General features: G+C 57.7%; 19 protein-coding genes. 10 read left to right on the top strand and 9 right to left on the bottom strand.

The window, feature by feature from the left end; genetic code table 11:
• Positions 1–27: 27 nt before the first annotated feature.
• The 4 genes from C4S59_RS13245 to C4S59_RS13230 all read left to right on the top strand — a co-directional run bounded on the left by C4S59_RS13245 (position 28) and on the right by C4S59_RS13230 (position 2,704).
• Positions 28–381, top strand: a complete 354-nt coding sequence (locus C4S59_RS13245) for a YbaB/EbfC family nucleoid-associated protein (RefSeq protein ID WP_103911007.1) — start codon at positions 28–30, stop codon at positions 379–381.
• Between the two features lie 12 nt (positions 382–393).
• Positions 394–987, top strand: coding sequence for a recombination mediator RecR (recR, locus tag C4S59_RS13240; protein ID WP_103911006.1), 594 nt, complete (start codon positions 394–396; stop codon positions 985–987).
• Between the two features lie 12 nt (positions 988–999).
• Positions 1,000–1,380: a carboxymuconolactone decarboxylase family protein gene (locus C4S59_RS13235; RefSeq protein WP_103911005.1), complete on the top strand. Its 381-nt coding sequence runs from the start codon at positions 1,000–1,002 to the stop codon at positions 1,378–1,380.
• 160 nt (positions 1,381–1,540) lie between these two features.
• Positions 1,541–2,704 carry a hypothetical protein gene (locus C4S59_RS13230; RefSeq protein WP_103911004.1) on the top strand — a complete coding sequence of 388 codons (1,164 nt, stop codon included), beginning with the start codon at positions 1,541–1,543 and terminating at the stop codon, positions 2,702–2,704.
• 118 nt (positions 2,705–2,822) lie between these two features.
• Here the strand turns inward: C4S59_RS13230 and C4S59_RS13225 are convergent, their stop codons facing one another.
• Positions 2,823–3,575 carry a DUF1013 domain-containing protein gene (locus tag C4S59_RS13225; RefSeq protein WP_103911003.1) on the bottom strand — a complete coding sequence of 251 codons (753 nt, stop codon included), beginning with the start codon at positions 3,573–3,575 and terminating at the stop codon, positions 2,823–2,825.
• Positions 3,576–3,712: 137 nt separating this feature from the next.
• Between C4S59_RS13225 and C4S59_RS13220 the strand changes: the two genes are divergently transcribed.
• A complete protein-coding gene (locus tag C4S59_RS13220) occupies positions 3,713–4,357 on the top strand; it encodes a ribonuclease T2 family protein (protein WP_103911002.1) in 645 nt (214 codons plus the stop codon).
• A gap of 3 nt (positions 4,358–4,360) precedes the next feature.
• On the opposite strand, the gene C4S59_RS13215 is transcribed toward C4S59_RS13220, so the two are convergent.
• Together C4S59_RS13215 and C4S59_RS13210 are read right to left on the bottom strand one after the other, a co-directional pair.
• Positions 4,361–5,128 (bottom strand): FG-GAP repeat domain-containing protein, encoded by a 768-nt coding sequence (locus tag C4S59_RS13215; protein WP_327346465.1) that lies wholly within the window; start codon positions 5,126–5,128, stop codon positions 4,361–4,363.
• A 3-nt stretch (positions 5,129–5,131) separates the two neighbouring features.
• Positions 5,132–5,455, bottom strand: a complete 324-nt coding sequence (locus tag C4S59_RS13210; protein ID WP_103911001.1) for a 2Fe-2S iron-sulfur cluster-binding protein — start codon at positions 5,453–5,455, stop codon at positions 5,132–5,134.
• Between the two features lie 114 nt (positions 5,456–5,569).
• Between C4S59_RS13210 and C4S59_RS13205 the strand changes: the two genes are divergently transcribed.
• Both C4S59_RS13205 and C4S59_RS13200 read left to right on the top strand, forming a co-directional pair.
• The gene (locus C4S59_RS13205) at positions 5,570–5,968 is read left to right on the top strand and encodes an OB-fold nucleic acid binding domain-containing protein (protein ID WP_103911000.1); all 399 of its coding nucleotides are present in this window, start codon (positions 5,570–5,572) and stop codon (positions 5,966–5,968) included.
• A gap of 40 nt (positions 5,969–6,008) precedes the next feature.
• Complete coding sequence (locus C4S59_RS13200; protein ID WP_103910999.1) at positions 6,009–6,512, top strand: peptidoglycan-binding domain-containing protein; 504 nt, start codon at positions 6,009–6,011, stop codon at positions 6,510–6,512.
• A gap of 120 nt (positions 6,513–6,632) precedes the next feature.
• Here C4S59_RS13200 and C4S59_RS13195 read toward each other — a convergent pair whose 3' ends face one another.
• The 6 genes from C4S59_RS13195 to rpiA all read right to left on the bottom strand — a co-directional run bounded on the left by C4S59_RS13195 (position 6,633) and on the right by rpiA (position 12,943).
• Positions 6,633–8,114, bottom strand: coding sequence for a Do family serine endopeptidase (locus C4S59_RS13195; protein WP_234994767.1), 1,482 nt, complete (start codon positions 8,112–8,114; stop codon positions 6,633–6,635).
• A 147-nt stretch (positions 8,115–8,261) separates the two neighbouring features.
• Positions 8,262–8,450: a DUF2065 domain-containing protein gene (locus C4S59_RS13190; protein ID WP_103910998.1), complete on the bottom strand. Its 189-nt coding sequence runs from the start codon at positions 8,448–8,450 to the stop codon at positions 8,262–8,264.
• A gap of 2 nt (positions 8,451–8,452) precedes the next feature.
• Positions 8,453–9,478, bottom strand: coding sequence for a protease modulator HflC (hflC, locus tag C4S59_RS13185; RefSeq protein WP_103910997.1), 1,026 nt, complete (start codon positions 9,476–9,478; stop codon positions 8,453–8,455).
• Positions 9,478–10,608 (bottom strand): FtsH protease activity modulator HflK, encoded by a 1,131-nt coding sequence (hflK, locus tag C4S59_RS13180; protein ID WP_103910996.1) that lies wholly within the window; start codon positions 10,606–10,608, stop codon positions 9,478–9,480. Before hflK ends, hflC begins: the two co-directional genes overlap by 1 nt.
• A gap of 63 nt (positions 10,609–10,671) precedes the next feature.
• Complete coding sequence (locus tag C4S59_RS13175) at positions 10,672–12,150, bottom strand: FAD-dependent oxidoreductase (protein ID WP_103910995.1); 1,479 nt, start codon at positions 12,148–12,150, stop codon at positions 10,672–10,674.
• A 4-nt stretch (positions 12,151–12,154) separates the two neighbouring features.
• On the bottom strand, positions 12,155–12,943 hold the full coding sequence (gene rpiA, locus C4S59_RS13170) for a ribose-5-phosphate isomerase RpiA (protein WP_103910994.1): 789 nt from the start codon (positions 12,941–12,943) through the stop codon (positions 12,155–12,157).
• Between the two features lie 207 nt (positions 12,944–13,150).
• Here rpiA and C4S59_RS13165 point away from each other — a divergent pair, with 207 nt between their 5' ends.
• The 3 genes from C4S59_RS13165 to C4S59_RS13155 all read left to right on the top strand — a co-directional run bounded on the left by C4S59_RS13165 (position 13,151) and on the right by C4S59_RS13155 (position 17,025).
• Positions 13,151–14,524 (top strand): L-serine ammonia-lyase, encoded by a 1,374-nt coding sequence (locus C4S59_RS13165; protein WP_103910993.1) that lies wholly within the window; start codon positions 13,151–13,153, stop codon positions 14,522–14,524.
• Positions 14,525–14,642: 118 nt separating this feature from the next.
• Complete coding sequence (gene pdhA, locus C4S59_RS13160) at positions 14,643–15,644, top strand: pyruvate dehydrogenase (acetyl-transferring) E1 component subunit alpha (RefSeq protein ID WP_103910992.1); 1,002 nt, start codon at positions 14,643–14,645, stop codon at positions 15,642–15,644.
• A 4-nt stretch (positions 15,645–15,648) separates the two neighbouring features.
• The gene (locus C4S59_RS13155; RefSeq protein ID WP_103910991.1) at positions 15,649–17,025 is read left to right on the top strand and encodes a pyruvate dehydrogenase complex E1 component subunit beta; all 1,377 of its coding nucleotides are present in this window, start codon (positions 15,649–15,651) and stop codon (positions 17,023–17,025) included.
• The last annotated feature ends 21 nt before the right edge of the window (positions 17,026–17,046 follow it).

The following is a 17,046-nucleotide window of genomic DNA, read 5'->3' as shown; positions in this document are numbered from 1 at the left end:
TGACAACCCAAAGAACGGAGAAGAACGATGCTCAAAGGACTTGGCGGGCTGGGTGGTCTTGGTGACATGACCAAGATGATGAAAGCGGCGCAGGAAATGCAGGGCAAGATGGCCCAGCTGCAAGAAGACATGCACTCGATCATGGTCGAGGGCGAAGCCGGCGCTGGTCTGGTCAAGGCGACCTGCACAGCCAAAGGCGAGTTGAAGACACTGGACATCGATCCGTCGATCTTCAACGGCGACGACAAGGAAGTGGTCGAGGATCTGATCCTTGCCGCCATCAAAGACGCCCAGCAGCGCGCGCAGGAACGGGCCAAGGAAGAAATGGGCAAACTGGCCGAGTCGATGGGCCTGCCCAAAGACATGAACCTGCCCTTCTGATCCTGAACGGGCATGTCCGGCCGCAATGACATTGATGCGCTGATCGACCTGATGGCGCGCTTGCCGGGGCTCGGGCCCCGCTCGGCGCGTCGTGCGGTGCTGCATCTGATCCGCAAACGGGCGCTGTTGCTGACGCCCCTGTCGGACCTGATGCAGACCGTGGCGGCCACCGCGCGCGAATGTCTGAACTGCGGCAACGTCGGCACCGGCGATATCTGCGAAATTTGTTCCAACGACGCCCGCGCCAACGGGCTGCTGTGTGTGGTCGAGGATGTGGCGGACCTGTGGGCCATGGAACGATCGGGCACCTTCAAGGGCCGCTACCATGTGCTGGGCGGCACGCTGTCTGCGCTGGACAGCATCGGGCCGGACGAATTGCGCATTCCCAAACTGATCGACCGTGTCACCTCCGAGGAAATCACCGAGGTGATCCTTGCCCTGAACGCCACGGTCGACGGGCAAACCACGGCCCATTACATCGCCGACCAGCTTGAGGGCCGCGTCGCGCTGTCGTCGCTGGCCCAAGGCGTGCCCATTGGCGGCGAGCTGGATTATCTGGACGACGGCACCATCAGCGCGGCGCTGACCGCGCGCAAACGGCTATAGACGGAGACCCCCATGAGCGTGTTTGACGAAGACCTGTTCCTGAAAGGACTAGAGCAACGCAAGGCCACGCTGGGCGCGGAATACGTCGAAAAGAACATGGCCGCCGCGGATGAGTTCACACGGCCTTTTCAAGAGGCGATGACAGCGTGGTGCTGGGGCTTTGGCTGGGGCGACGACGTGATCGACGCCAAGACACGGTCGATGATGAACCTGTCGATGATCGGGGCCTTGGGGAAGATGACCGAGTGGGAACTGCACTGCCGAGGGGCGCTGAACAACGGCGTCACACCGGAAGAGCTCCGCGCGATCATCCACGTCATCGGCATCTACTGCGGCGTCCCCCAAGCACTGGAATGCTTTCGGGCGGCGAAGAGGGTTTTGGAGAGGCAGTAAGAAATGCTTCAAATGCTACCACAAACATTTTCTGCTCTAACGGACATGTACGCTTCGGGCATCAACGATTAGATCATTCAGACCAATGCGTTTGATATGAATCCGATAACTTTCAAAAAGTAAGCAAGAAAACTTACTCTCTTTTGGAGATGAATAAAGTATGACGTCGATTGATCCATTTTTCCATATCCCTAATGATAGAAAATGGAATGCATGCATTGGCAAACAAGGCGATGAAGAAAACTACGCTGACGGATATATTCAAGCGGCTAAGGAACTTGCTAACCTCTTATTAGAAAAGAAAATGTTCGATAAACGCGATACACTTGCGCTTCCAATTTTGTACAACGCTCGGCACGCAATAGAACTTACGCTCAAGCTAGTCCTCAGCGAACTTAAAAAGTCCAAAATCATCCCATCAGAGCATCGCCAAAATCATGATATAAAGTCACATTTAGAATTTCTTGAGAAACACAATATTCCAGATAAATGTTTACGGGATTACTCTTCATCTCTCGGAAAATTTGTCGATAGCCTGTCTAGAATCGATGATGACGGCCAAGAGCTGCGTTTCCATAAGAATAGAAAGGGTCAACCTAGTATTGAAAATAAGACGCTAGCGAACATTGAAGTCATCCACCAGAGCCTCATTGAACTGCAGGATATTTTGGCAGGCATTAAAAACCGCACATTCGCGCTTTGTTATGAATGGCGAACCGGCACTAGAACCAACAAGTGCTCACGTCGCGATCTATTCGAGATAGCGAAAACGCTCCCCAAAAGGTCCAACTGGGCTTCGCAAGAATTTAGCGAAGCAAAAGAAACCATTAAAGAACGCTTTCATCTTAGCAACAATCAATTCAGCAATGCGTTAAAAAAAATTGAAGAAAATCGGGAATTATCCGGCATTATTTCCATTGAGTCCAGCTTACTGCATTTGTCAGACGAGAAAGCCAAATTTCTTATAGAACAATGGGAAACACTGCATGAAACGAACAACGACGAAAAAGGCCCTCGTCTCGTCTCAATAAATCAAATAAGAAAAGAAATTGAAAATTTTTCGCGTCGATGGGAAGACGTTTATCCAGCCATTATTAAAGAGCTGGATGTACGTGAGTTTGCAGATGCTCAAACAGTATATTATCTAGCGCGGGATGGAGAGTTCAGTGAGTTTTATGAAGAATCTGTAAAGCGTAGAGTCACCAGAATGAAAAATGTAGAGTTTTACCACACTGAAATTCATGAACTTATGTGCAAAACAAATTTCAAAGAAAATTTCATCAAAGGTTTGCGAACTCTGGGCCGATGCAACTTTGAGAATTAAAGAAATTTGCAACACATCAAACTTAGAAAGTTCCGCCGCAAACACTTTTATAATTAGTGAGCCGATCAAAGAAAAACCCGCCAAACTGGCGGGTTTTTCTGTCTCACTGACTTGACGATCAATTGTCGTCTTCGTCCTCGTCGTTCCCGCCGTCCGGCAGGTTGAAGAACGAATCCGCATCTGCGAAGTCTTTTTCGTCCTCGGTGTCCTCATCCTCACCACGGGGATCAGACAGGCTGAAGGTTTCCAGACCTTCCATCGACGACGGCATGCGCGGTTCTGCGTCCATGCCAAGGCTCTGTTCCGTCGACACCAGCTTGCGGCGTTCGTCGTCGTTCATCACAGCGCCCGCTTTCTTGGACGCCTTCTGGATCGCCGCGTCCAGTTCGGACTGGCGGCAGAGGCCAAGAGCAACCGGATCAATCGGCTGGATGTTGGCGATGTTCCAGTGTGTGCGTTCGCGGATCGCCTGAATGGTCGGCTTGGTTGTGCCCACCAGTTTGGAAATCTGGCCGTCGCTCAGTTCGGGGTGGAACTTGACCAGCCACAGGATCGACGCGGGGCGGTCCTGACGTTTGGACAGCGGCGTGTAGCGCGGGCCACGGCGTTTGTCTTCGTCGTGGGCTGCGGGGTTGAACTTCAGCTTCAGTTTAACCAGCGGGTCTTTCTCGGCCTTGTCGATATTGTCCTGATCCAACTGGTTGTTGGCAACAGGGTCAAAGCCCTTCACGCCGGTGGCGACGTCGCCGTCGGCGATGCCCTGCACCTCAAGTTCGTGCATGCCGACGAAATCGGCGATCTGTTTGAAGGTCAGCGTGGTATTGTCCACCAGCCAGACCGCAGTGGCCTTGGGATGCAACAGCTTGGCCATGTTATATCTCCTTAGACATATCTTTTCCGGCTCCTGGGTTTCTGGCCCGAGGAGGTCTCGGCTGGTCCGAGACAGGTTTCCGTTGTAGGGGAACTTGAGCCCTATATAGGGATCATTGGATCAAGAGGAAAGTGAAAATGCGATTGCTGGGTGCGCTTCTTGTGGCGGCGGGGTTGATGCAGGTGGATGGCGCGCAGGCCGATGGGGAACGGTCGGGCGCGTTTGATTACTATGTGATGTCGCTCAGCTGGTCGCCGACGTGGTGCGTGCTGGAGGGGGATGATCGCGGATCGCCGCAGTGCGATGAGGATCGGGATGCGGGGTGGATCCTGCACGGTTTGTGGCCGCAGTACCATCAGGGCTGGCCTGCCTATTGCCCGACGGTAGAGCGTAATCCGTCCCGCAGCGAGACTGCGGCCATGGCCGATATCATGGGCACATCCGGTCTGGCGTGGCATCAGTGGAAGAAACACGGGGTGTGTTCGGGGCTGTCTTCGACCGAGTATTACGATCTGTCCCGGCAGGCATTTGCGACGGTGAACCTGCCCGAGGTGTTTGAAAAACTGACAAAATCCGTGACAGTGCCCGCCTCGGTGATCGAACAAGCGTTTCTTGAGGCCAATCCAGAACTGGAGCCCGACATGGTGACGATCACCTGCCGGTCCGGACGTATCCAAGAGGCCCGTGTCTGTCTGTCCAAAGATCTGGAACCGGTGCCATGCGGTCGCGATGTGGTGAAAGACTGCACGCTGAATGACGCGCTGCTTGATCCGATCCGCTAATCGTCAATCACACGTCAGCGCGGCATCCAAAGCGCCGCGCTGCCACGGCCCTATGTCATTTGCGCTAATGCGGCCATCGCGAAGCGTCACAGCCAGAACGCGCGACCAACGGGCATCTGCGACGATCATCTCAGGGCCTTGCCCGCAATCACGAATGCCTCCGGGAATATCCTCCCAGCCGATCTGATGATTGGTCACACCGGGATAATCCACCACCGGTTCGAGATTCGCACCCTCACCGGTCGGAACAAAGCGCCAGACACGCAGTGTCTTTGCCAGATGCGGCCGGTCGATATAGGCGATCTCGAACAGCCCGTCGCCATCCAGATCCGCCGCGCCCACAGGGGCGAGCCAACGAAAGCGCGTTCCGATAAACGGCGTTGCGGCGCGAAGGGCCAAGGCGCCGTCCACCAGCCCCCAAACGGACAGACGCGCGCCGAAGTCTTCGTGGCTTTCGACAACAATCACCTCGGGCGATCCATCCCTATCAAGGTCGATAACCCTCGGCGCTTCATCCTCGAACACTAGGGGCCGGTCCCAACGGGCAGACATTGAACGCCCGTCCGACAGATCAACCACCAAAGTGTCGTGTTCAATCGCATCCCCAAGCGCGCCATGAGGATAGCGCGTGGTCGGCCCGTCATAACGGGCCGACACGATCTGTTGCGCTACACCTGCCACGGGCATGGCCAGCCACAGGCACACCGCTGTCAGCGCGCCGCGGGCGCAACCGCCCCAAAAGCGCTTAGGCTGACGCGGCGCTTGGCCCATCGTTTAGATTTGCTTTTCAGGCATGTTGACGACAAGCCCGTCCAGCTCGTCCGTCACTTTGATCTGGCACGTCAGACGCGACCGCGCCGGATCGGGCTGGTAGGCAAAGTCCAGCATGTCTTCTTCCATGTCGTCCTTGGCGGGCAGCTTTTCCACCCACTCGGGCGCGACATAGACATGGCATGTGGAACAGGCACAGGCACCGCCGCAATCGGCTTCGATGCCGGGAATGTTGTTGTCCCGTGCACCTTCCATGACGGTCATGCCGTTTTTGACATCGACCACATGTTCGGTCCCGTTGAATTCCACATACGTAATTTTGGCCATCTGCGAGCTCCCTAAAACTTGTTGCACACTAGGTAGCCAAGCCCGCCCGCCAATTCCAGAGCAGAACTGACCTTTGCTTGAGCATGTTCTTTATATGTTCTATAAAAGTCCCTGATGCAGATCATTTCTTCGACATCCGGCACAGCGAATACGGACTGGCCACGGCCACCGTCCTGCCTGCGCGCCTGCGACCTGCACCTGCCGCCCATCGGCGCGCGGGTGGCTGTGGCGGGGCTGGTGATCCTGCGCCAACGTCCCGGCACGGCAAACGGGGTGATCTTTATCACGCTCGAAGATGAAACAGGTGTCGTGAACATCGTCGTCTGGCGCGCGCTTTACGAACGCTTCCGTCGCGCCGTCATCGCAGGCCGTATGCTCAAGGTCACAGGCCGCATGCAGCGCGAAGCCTCTGTCACCCACATCATCGCCGAAGAGATCGAAGATATCTCGCATCTGCTGGACCGTTTGGTTGATCCCTCTGATCCACTTTCGCGGGGCACAAAAATCGGCTAATGTCCTGCGCGAACAAGACCTAACAACAGGCTGAGCAGGCATGACAGGACGATCCGCCCTCTTTCCGGCGCTATTGATCGCGTTGGCGGCATGCACCCCCGTAGACACCCCGCCCGAGGCTCCTGCCCCTCAATTCACCACCCAGAAAGCCGAAGACGGCAGCTGCTGGGGCACGGTCGTCATTCCGGCGGTTTATGAACAGGTCCCCGGTCAGGTGCAGGTGGTGCAGGCGCAGGTCGATGAAAACGGCACAATCATCCAGCCGCCGATCTATCGCAACGCCACTGTCCCGAAAGAGGTGCGCCCGCGCCGCGAAGAACGCTTTCCGGCCCCCTGCCCCGATCAGATCACACCCGAGTTCATCGCCTCGATCCAGCGCGCGCTGCTCGCGCGCGGCTACTATCGCGGCGGCGTAACCAGCCGTTTCGATGAACCCACACTAAATGCCATCCTGCGCTTTCAATCCGAACGCGGGTTGAAAAGCAGCCAGATCTCGCTCGACAGCGCCCGCGAACTGGGGCTCGCCGCTGTTGATCTGAACTGATCCAGGTATTTTCTGTCCCTAAATACCTTGGGGGAATTGGCCGAAGGCCAAGGGGGCAAAGCCCCAAAGAAAAACCCCCGCCTGTTCAGACGGGGGTTTTCAATTTCATGTCCTGAAAGATCAGTTCTCTTCGATCCCCAGTGCAACAAAGCGCGGGTCGCCGGACCGGCGGACCAATAGCAGGATCGATTTGCGGCCGGCCTCACGAGCCTCGGCGATCTTCTCTTCAAACTCATCAAAGCTTTTGATCGGGCTTTGCCCGGCTTCGGTGATCAGATCGCCAGCACGCAGACCTTTTTCAAAGGCTTCGCTGTCTTCATCGACGACCGTCACAACCAGACCCTCGGCATTATCGCCCAGTGCATACTCCTCGGTCAGTTCGTCGGTCACAGCACTCAGGGACAAACCAAGAAGGTCCAGAGTTTCCGGAGCCGCCTCTTCTTCGGGCTCGGTCGGACCTGTCGGGACAGAGCTGCTCTCGGCGTCTTCGCGGCGCCCCAAGGTGACCATGATCGTTTCGGTCTGACCTTCGCGGTTCACAACCACACGCACGGCTTTGCCAACCTCGGTGTTGCCCACCTGACGAACAAGACCGCGTGTATCTTCCACGTCGGCACCGTCGAACTTCAGGATGACGTCACCGGAAAGCAGACCCGCATCCTTGGCCGGACCATCGGGCACATCGGTGATCAGCGCGCCAGCGGTGCCTTCAAGGCCCATCGCCTCGGCCACATCCTCTGTCACATCCTGAATGCGCACACCCAGCCAGCCACGGCGCGTTTCACCGTATTTCTGCAACTGGTCGACCACACGCACCACAACGTTGGACGCCATGGAAAAGCCGATCCCGATCGAGCCGCCCGTGGGCGACAGGATCGCTGTGTTCACACCGATCACATCGCCATCCATGTTGAACAGCGGACCACCCGAATTGCCTCGGTTGATCGCGGCATCGGTCTGAATGTAGTCGTCATAGCTGCCGGACAGCGCGCGGTTGCGGGCCGAAACAATCCCTGCCGACACAGAAAAGCCCTGCCCCAGCGGGTTACCCATGGCCATCACCCAGTCGCCAACGCGAGCTGTGTTGCTGTCGCCGAAAGAGACGAATTTCAGCGGGGTTTCCGCCTCGACCTTCAAAAGCGCGATGTCTGTTGTCGGGTCCGTACCCACAAGCTTTGCCGGCAAAGAGAAGCCTTCGAAAAACTCGATCTCGATCTCATCCGCGCCTTCGATGACGTGGTTGTTTGTGACAATGAAGCCATCTTCCGAAATCACAAATCCCGATCCCAGCGCCGACGACCGACGCGGTTGGTCGCCTTCGGGTCCGTTGCGGTTCTGGAAGTCTCGGAAGAAATCCTCGAACGGTGATCCGTCGGGCACGATGCCCTGCGGCCCCATGCGGCCAGCAACCGTTGTCGAAGTGGTGATGTTCACCACCGACGGGCTGATGGTTTCCGCCAGATCGGCAAAACTTTCGGGCGCACCCCGCGCAGAAACCATCAGGGTTTGTGCCAGAATTAGAAACACCGACAAGGTCGAGATCCAGAACAAACGCAGCGGTGTGACGGTGTCGCGGGTCAAAGCGATAGCTTGGGACGTCAAAGGGTGCTCCTCTGTATTCAAATCGGGCGGTTATGATCCGCCATCTTGATGCTCTTGCAGTGAAGATAGGCTCAAAATCTGAACACTCAAAGACTGTTTCAGCAAATAAAGCGGTTGTGACTATCGAAAAACGGGAATTCCGGTCGCCTAAAGTGCGATCCAGAGAATGGTCACGCCGGTGACTGCGGTCAAAAGGCCCAAAGTCCTGCGTGTTTCCAAAGACATGGATGCCAGCGCCTCAAGCATACGCTCGACAAGCGAAGGGGCCAGCGCATAGGCCAGCCCCTCGATAATCAATGCGCCTGCGATCAAAATAAGGATCACATTGACGGTCATGATCAGTTCGATGCCTCATTCGCAGGTGCATCAGCCGGTGCTTCCAGCTGCTGGCGCGCATCATCCGGAAGATCGGGCGACGTGCCAGCCTCGGGCGCCATGTTGCGCAGCGTCTCGATATCCAGATCGATTTCTTCCACTGCGCTCAGGCCATCGGCACGAACCGCACCGAACAGAGGCGCGACCAGTTCGCTGTCAGGCGAGATGACCATGGTCGAGTTGCTTTGCTGCAGAGTGCGTTCCAGCGTGGACAGGGAGCGGTAGAAGGCGAAGAATTCGGGATTGCCCCCAAACGCTTCGGCATAAACGCGGTTCCGTTCCGCGTCCGCTTCACCGCGGATCACGTCGGCGTCACGATTGGCGGTCGACGTGGTTTCAACCACGGTACGATCTGCTGCCGCGCGCACACGCTGGGCCGCTTCGTTACCACGGGCGATTTCGTCCGCCGCTTCACGTTCACGTTCCGCACGCATACGGGCGAATGTCGCATCAAGGTTCTGACGCGGCAGATTGGTCTGCTTCAGACGAACGTCGACGATCTGCAGGCCAAGGCTTTCTGCCTCGGTCCGTGCCTGATTGCGGATGCGCAGGGCAAGATCGCGGCGTTCGGACGACAGGATCGTATCCGATGTCACCTGATCGGCACCCAACACCTCACGGATTTGGGCGTTCAGGATGGACGACAAGCGGTCCTCTGCGGCACGGATGCCACCAACACCAACGGCCTGACGGAATTGAACAACGTCGGAGATCCGGTAACGGGCGAAGGCGTCAACAACCAGTCGACGGTCATCGGACGGTGTAACTTCGATCGTGTCGGTGTCCAGCGACAGGATACGGTCGTCGTATTTGACCACTTCCTGAATGAACGGAATCTTGAAGCCGAGGCCCGGTTCTTCACGCACCTGTTTGATCTGACCAAACTGCAGAACCAGCGCCTTTTCACGCTCGTCTACAATGAACAGCGCAGACAGCGCGCCAACAACAGCCACAAAGGCCGCGATAAGTGCAATAGTTGCTCCACGCATCAGTTCGACCCTCCACGGCGAAGTTCATTGAGGGGAAGGTACGGCAGCACGCCCCCGCCCTGAGAGCTGTCATCCAGAATGATCTTATCGACGTCACCCAAAGTGCGTTCGATCGTTTCCAGATACAGACGGCGCTGGGTGACTTCCGGTGCCTGATTGAATTCTTTGGCAACGGACACAAAGCGCGATGCCTCACCGATCGCTTCGTTGACGACCTGTGCACGGTAACCTTCGGCCTGCTCAAGCGTCTGGGCAGCGGCACCACGGGCTTCGGCCAGAACGCGGTTTGCGTAGGCGTCGGCCTGACGCTGCAGACGGTCACGTTCCTGTTCAGCAGCCTGAACTTCGCGGAAGGCGTCGATGACCTCGGCTGGCGGGTCAGCGCGATCAAGGTTCACACGAACCACGGTGATGCCCGAGTCGTATTCGTCCAACGTTTCCTGAATATTCTGCATCGCGGTGTCGGCAATCAGACCACGGTCACGGTTCAGGATCGGCGCAAGATTCGATGCCGCGATGATTTCGCGCATGACCGATTCAGAAACCGCCTGAACGGTCAGTTCAGGGTCACGGATGTTGAACAGCAGCTTCGCAGGGTCATTGATGTTCCAGACCACCTGGAAATCGATGTCTACGATGTTCGCATCTGTCGTCAGCATCAGACCATCAGAGCTGCTGCCACGGCCGGAGCCGATGTTTTCGGTCCGTTCAGAAGTCACGTTGATGACGTCGTATGTCACAAAAGGCCAAGGCGCAAAGTTCAGACCGGGTTCACCGGTCGAGCTGTATTCGCCAAGGAACAGTTCAACAGACTGTTCTTCGGGGCGCACTGTGTAGAAACTGGAAAACGCCCAGACTGCCACAGCCGCCAGAGCGAATAGGCCGAACGATCCGGCCGAGAAGCCGGAACCACCGCCGCTAGGGCCGCCAGAATTGCCGCCACCTTTGCCAGAACGACCGCCCATCAGGACGCGCAGTTGTTCCTGACCTTTTTTCACAAGCTCGTCGATCTCTGGAATCTGGCCCTGGTTGTTGTCGGGGCCACGTCCGCCGCCCCCTTGTGGGCGCTGCGGGTCATTTCCGCCGCCTGATCCACCGCCGCCCCAGGGGCCGCCGTTATTGCCTGCCATGTATCCTCATCCCTTTTTCAAGTTCCAAGCGTTCCCTCATAGCTGTGGGGAGGGAACAAAATTTCAAGCGGTGCGCACCGGATTCCGCATTGTCACGATTTCCTCGGACATTGTGGGGTGAACTGCGACCGTGCGGTCGAAATCCTCTTTGGTGGCGCCCATTTTAATCGCGATCCCCGCAAGCTGGATCATCTCGCCCGCGTTTGGCGCGACAATATGACAACCCAGAACCTTGCGCGTTTCTTTAGAAACAATCAGCTTCATCAATACGCGATCCGGCTTGCCAACGAAAGCGCTCTGCATCGGGCGGAACGAGGTGCTGTAGACCTCGATCTCTTCCTGATCGCGCGCCGCTTCCTCGGACAGGCCAACTGTGCCCATTTCCGGCTGCGTGAAAACAGCCGACGGGATCAGATCGTGATCCACGGGAGTCGGGTTGCCTTTGAACACGGTTTCCACAAAGGCCATGCCTTCACGGATCGCGACCGGGGTCAGGTTCACACGGTCGGTCACATCGCCGATGGCATAGATCGACGGCACGGCTGTCTGACTGTATTCATCGACCACAACTTCGCCCTTGCGGCCAAGTTTTACGCCGACCTCTTCAAGACCCAGACCATCCGTGTTGGGCTTTCGGCCCGTGGCGAACAGGACCGCGTCAAAGACCTTGGTTTTGCCGTTGGTCGCCTTAACAAAGATCGGGCCCTTTTGTTCGGTCTGTTCTTCTGCCTGACCGGACAGGCCGCTGTCGCCGATGGCGCCCGGCGTGCTGTGCACGGGTGCACCCATGCCAGCGTCATCTGCGCCTTCGATTTCTTCGGACGTGGCGCAGCGCATTTCAACGATGTCGGCACCCAGATGCAGATCGATGCCGCGTTCGGTCATCTGATCGGCGATCAGACCGCGCGCTTCGTCATCGAAACCACGCAGGATCTGCGCACCGCGGTAGTATTGGGTCACTTCAACGCCCAGACCGTGCAGGATGCAGGCGAATTCACAAGCGATATAGCCGCCGCCGATGATCAGGATCGACTTGGGCAGTTTTTCCAGATGGAAGATGTCATCCGACACCATGCCCAGATTGGCGTTCTTGGTTTCAGGGCGCACAGGGCGACCACCAACAGCGATCAGGATGTGTTTGGCTGTTTTGACCTCACCGGTCGACAGTTGAACGGTGTGCGCATCCTTGACCGTCGCGCGGGCATCAAACGTTTCCACGTTCGAACCGGCCAGCAGCTTGCGATAGACACCTTCAAGGCGGTCCAGTTCTTCGTTCAGCTTGCCGGAAAACTTGGTCCAGTCGAAATCACCACGTGTGACTTCCCAGCCGTAGCCACCTGCATCGGTGCAGATGTCGGCATATTCCGACGCGAACACCATCAGCTTTTTGGGAACGCACCCGCGGATCACGCAGGTGCCGCCGTAACGGCTTTCTTCGGCCAGAGCGACCTTTGCGCCAGTTTCGCCAGCCGCCACACGCGCAGCACGCACACCGCCGGACCCACCGCCAATTACGAAAAGGTCATAGTCGAATTCAGCCATAAACTCAGTCTCCGAGGTCCTTGAACAGGTTATCGCTTTCTTCGAACAGCATCTGGTCTGTCGTCACGGTGCCTGCATTGATGTCACGGGTTTCCACCTTGCCGTCAGCAAAGCCGATAACCACGCGATCACAGATATCTATGAACAACCCGTTTTCAACCACCCCGGGGATTTGGTTTAGAACCAAGGCCAACTGACGGGCATTGCCGATGCGGCCCAAGTGCAGGTCAAGGATGTGGTTGCCTTCGTCCGTCACGAACGGTTTTGCGCCGTTCATACGCAGGGTGCTTTTGCGGCCCATGACGTCCATGCTGACCAGCGTTTCTTCCACAAGGCTCTGGCTGGTTTGCCAGCCAAAGGGAATAACCTCGATCGGCAGGGGGAAGTTGCCAAGGGTCTGAACCTCTTTCGCGGCGTCGGCGATCACGACCATCTGGTCAGAGGCCGTTGCCACGATCTTTTCCTGCAACAGCGCACCGCCGCCGCCCTTGATCAGGTTCAGGTCCTTGTCGAATTCGTCGGCGCCATCGATGGTCAGATCGAGCCACTTGGCTTCATCCAGCGAAATCACTTCGATGCCCAGTTCGCGCGCCAGATCGGCTGTGCGGGTTGATGTTGGCACACCACGGAAACGGATGCCCTCTTCTTCCATACGCTCGGCAAGGCAGCGCACCAGCCATGCGGCGGTTGATCCGGTCCCGAGACCGACTTTCATGCCGTCTTCGACAAAGCCCGCCGCTTGTTTGGCAGCTACGAATTTGGCGCGATCAATTGGGGAAAGCTCTCCGGTCATGGTATCCTCTTACATGGCAGCGCCGCCCTTATAGGCCGCACCGCGCCATGGTGCGAGAGGCAATCCACCCGAAAACCGGTCTGATTGACGCGCAGAGCCTGTCTTGGGCTGTTCCTGCGCACCGATATGTCGCTTTCGCCATATTGCCGGGTTGAAAACCTTCTAGTCTGAGGCGAATCCTAAGACCGGACAAATACAGGCGCACCCATGTTTCTTTCCGTATTCGATATGTTCAAAATCGGCGTTGGCCCGTCGTCTTCCCACACAATGGGGCCGATGGTGGCAGCGGCGCGGTTTCTGGATCGGATGCGTCAGGTCAGCTTTACGGTGAACGCCGTTCGCGGGTCGCTGCATGGGTCTTTGGCCTTCACGGGTGTCGGCCACGCGACCGACCGCGCGGTGATCCTTGGGTTGGCAGGGTTTCTGCCCGACACGTTTGACGCGGAAGCCGCTGAAAAGGCGATGGCAGAGCTGCGGGCGACCTGCACCCTGCGCCCCGAGGGTTTGCCCGAACTGCACTTCGATCCGTCTAACGACCTGCGGTTTGATTATGATCGCTCCCTGCCCGGCCACGCCAACGGCATGATCCTTGAGGCGCTGGATGCCCAAGGCGACGTGGTTTTGCAGGAAACCTACTATTCGATTGGCGGCGGCTTTGTTCTGACCGAAGCAGAACTTGCCCAAGGCCGCGACACAGACGATGGCCCTGCCGTACCCTTTCCGTTCAAAACCGGCGCGGAAATGCTGGAAATGGCCAAGGCATCCGGCAAATCCATCGCGCAGATGAAACGCGCCAACGAACTGTCCCGCGCGCCTTCGGCCAAGGTTGAACAGGGGGTCGAGCGTATCTGGCAGGTCATGGAGGATTGCATCGATCGCGGCCTGACCACCGACGGCACTTTGCCCGGTGGGCTGAATGTAAAGCGCCGCGCAAAGGCAATTCACGACGCGCTACAGGCGGAACGCGGCAACAACATGATGGCGCCCCATACGATCAACGACTGGATGAGCGCCTACGCCATGGCGGTGAACGAAGAAAACGCCGCTGGCGGTCAAGTTGTCACCGCTCCCACCAATGGCGCGGCAGGCGTGGTCCCTTCCGTCATCCGCTATTGGTTGGATCACGTGCCGGATGCGACACGCAGCAGGCTGCCGGATTTCTTGCTGACGGCAGCGGCGATTGGCGGATTGGTGAAATACAACGCATCTATTTCGGGTGCCGAAGCGGGCTGTCAGGCCGAAGTTGGCAGCGCATCCGCCATGGCCGCCGCGGGGCTGTGTGCTGTGATGGGCGGCACGCCCGAACAGATCGAAAACGCCGCCGAAATCGCGCTGGAACATCATTTGGGCATGACCTGCGATCCGGTCAAAGGGCTGGTTCAAGTGCCCTGCATTGAAAGGAACGGCCTTGGCGCCGTCAAAGCCGTATCCGCCGCCAGCCTGGCATTGCGGGGCGATGGCACGCATCTGGTGCCGCTGGACGCCTGCATTGAAACCATGCGCCAGGTCGGCGCGGATATGTCCGAGAAGTACAAGGAAACATCGCTTGGCGGATTGGCCGTCAATGTGCCCAATTGCTGATCTGACCCCACATAAATCGCCGTAGACCAAACCTGTGTCCCTTTGACACGGCCACAGACCCGCCCTAACCTGCGAAAAACCGTTTAAGGTTAAACGATTGAACTGGGAGGGTTCAGCCATGGCCACACGCAAGAAAACCTCTGCCCCCACGGCGGATGCGGATGAGCTGCTGAAATACTATCGCGATATGCTGCTGATCCGCCGGTTCGAGGAAAAAGCAGGCCAGCTGTATGGCATGGGCCTGATTGGCGGGTTCTGTCACCTTTATATCGGCCAGGAAGCCGTTGTCGTCGGCATCGAAGCGGTCGCACGCAAAAACGACAAACGCCTCACATCCTACCGCGATCACGGCCATATGCTGGCCTGTGGCATGGACCCCAAAGGCGTTATGGCCGAACTGACGGGCCGCGAAGGTGGCTATTCCAAAGGCAAAGGCGGCTCGATGCATATGTTCAGCCGCGAAAAGCATTTCTACGGCGGTCATGGCATTGTCGGCGCACAGGTGCCCATCGGCGCGGGTCTGGCGTTCTCTGACAAATACCGCGGCGAACACAATGTGACCTTCTGCTACTTCGGCGATGGCGCGGCGAACCAGGGTCAGGTCTATGAGACCTACAACATGGCCGAACTTTGGGACCTGCCGGTGATCTTCGTCATCGAAAACAACCAATACGCCATGGGCACCAGCGTGAAGCGGTCGACCAAATCCAAGTCGCTGTTCGAACGCGGCCGCGCCTACGGCATTGAAGGCGAAGAAGTGGACGGCATGGACGTACTCGCCGTGCGTGATGCGGCCGAAAAGGCGACACTCCACTGCCGCGCGGGCAAAGGCCCCTACATTCTGGAAATCAAAACATATCGCTATCGCGGCCACTCCATGTCCGATCCCGCAAAATACCGCACCCGCGAAGAGGTGCAGAAAATGCGCGATGAACGGGACCCGATCGATCACGTCCGCCAGATGCTGCTCGAGGCAAAGTCAGCGACCGAGGACGATTTGAAAGCCATCGACAAGGAAATCAAATCCATCGTCAACGAAGCCGCCGATTTCGCCCGCGAAAGCCCCGAACCCGATCCGGCGGAACTTTGGACAGACATTTACGCGCAGGTGGAGGGTTAAGACCATGACAACAGAAATCCTGATGCCCGCCCTGTCGCCCACGATGGAAGAAGGCACCCTTGCCAAATGGTTGGTCAAAGAAGGCGACACAGTCGCCGCGGGTGATGTGATCGCCGAAATCGAAACAGACAAAGCCACGATGGAATTCGAAGCGGTCGATGAAGGCCGTGTCGGCAAAATCCTTGTGCCCGCTGGAACGGCGAACGTGAAGGTGAACACGCCCATCGCGATCCTCGCAGAAGAAGGCGAAACTATCGAGGTTAGCGCCACGCCCGTGGCCACGGCGCCAGCGGCGCAGGCCACAGCAGAGGCCAAGGCGGCCCCCGCAGGGGGCTCCGCGAACTCTGCACCCGCCGCCCCGCAGCCGGACAGAACACCGGACTGGCCCGAGGGTACGAAAACCCGCTCGATGACCGTCCGCGAAGCGATCCGCGATGCGATGGCCGAAGAAATGCGCCGCGACGGCGATGTCTTCCTGATGGGCGAAGAAGTGGCGGAATACCAAGGCGCCTACAAAATCTCCCAAGGTCTCTTGGACGAATTCGGCAGCAAACGGGTGATCGACACGCCCATCACCGAACACGGCTTTGCAGGCCTCGCGGTCGGCGCGGCATTCGGTGGCCTCCGCCCAATCGTCGAATTCATGACCTTCAACTTCGCCATGCAGGCCATGGACCAGATCGTCAATTCGGCCGCCAAAACGCTCTATATGTCCGGCGGTCAGATGGGCTGTCCCATCGTTTTCCGCGGCCCCAATGGTGCGGCTGCCCGCGTCGCGGCCCAGCACAGTCAGGACTACGCTGCATGGTATGCCCATATTCCGGGCCTGAAAGTCGTCATGCCCTACTCGGCCTCCGACGCCAAAGGCCTGATGAAAACCGCCATTCGCGATCCGAACCCTGTGATCTTTCTAGAAAACGAAATCCTTTACGGACGCAGCTTTGACGTGCCGGTGATGGACGACTTCACAATTCCCTTCGGCAAGGCCCGTATCTGGCGCGAAGGCACGGACGTCACCATCGTCAGCTTCGGCATCGGTATGACCTATGCTTTGGAAGCGGCCGATGCGCTCGCACAAGACGGCATCAGCGCCGAGGTCATCGACCTGCGCACCCTGCGCCCCATCGACACCGCAACCGTGATTGAAAGCGTCAAGAAAACCAACCGCTGCATCACAGTCGAAGAAGGCTGGCCAGTGGCTTCCATCGGCAACCATATCTCGGCTGTTCTGATGCAAGAGGCGTTCGATTACCTCGACGCGCCCGTCATCAACTTAACGGGCAAGGACGTCCCCATGCCCTACGCCGCGAACCTTGAGAAACTGGCGCTGGTCACCACGCCCGAGGTCATCGCCGCTGCCAAACAGGTCTGCTACCGATGACACCGCTCGCCCACTTCCGGA

The organism is Thalassococcus halodurans (genome assembly GCF_900108225.1).
Taxonomy (GTDB): domain Bacteria; phylum Pseudomonadota; class Alphaproteobacteria; order Rhodobacterales; family Rhodobacteraceae; genus Thalassococcus; species Thalassococcus halodurans.
Note: the sequence above shows the minus strand (reverse complement) of the source record. Positions and strands in the feature narration are given on the sequence as shown.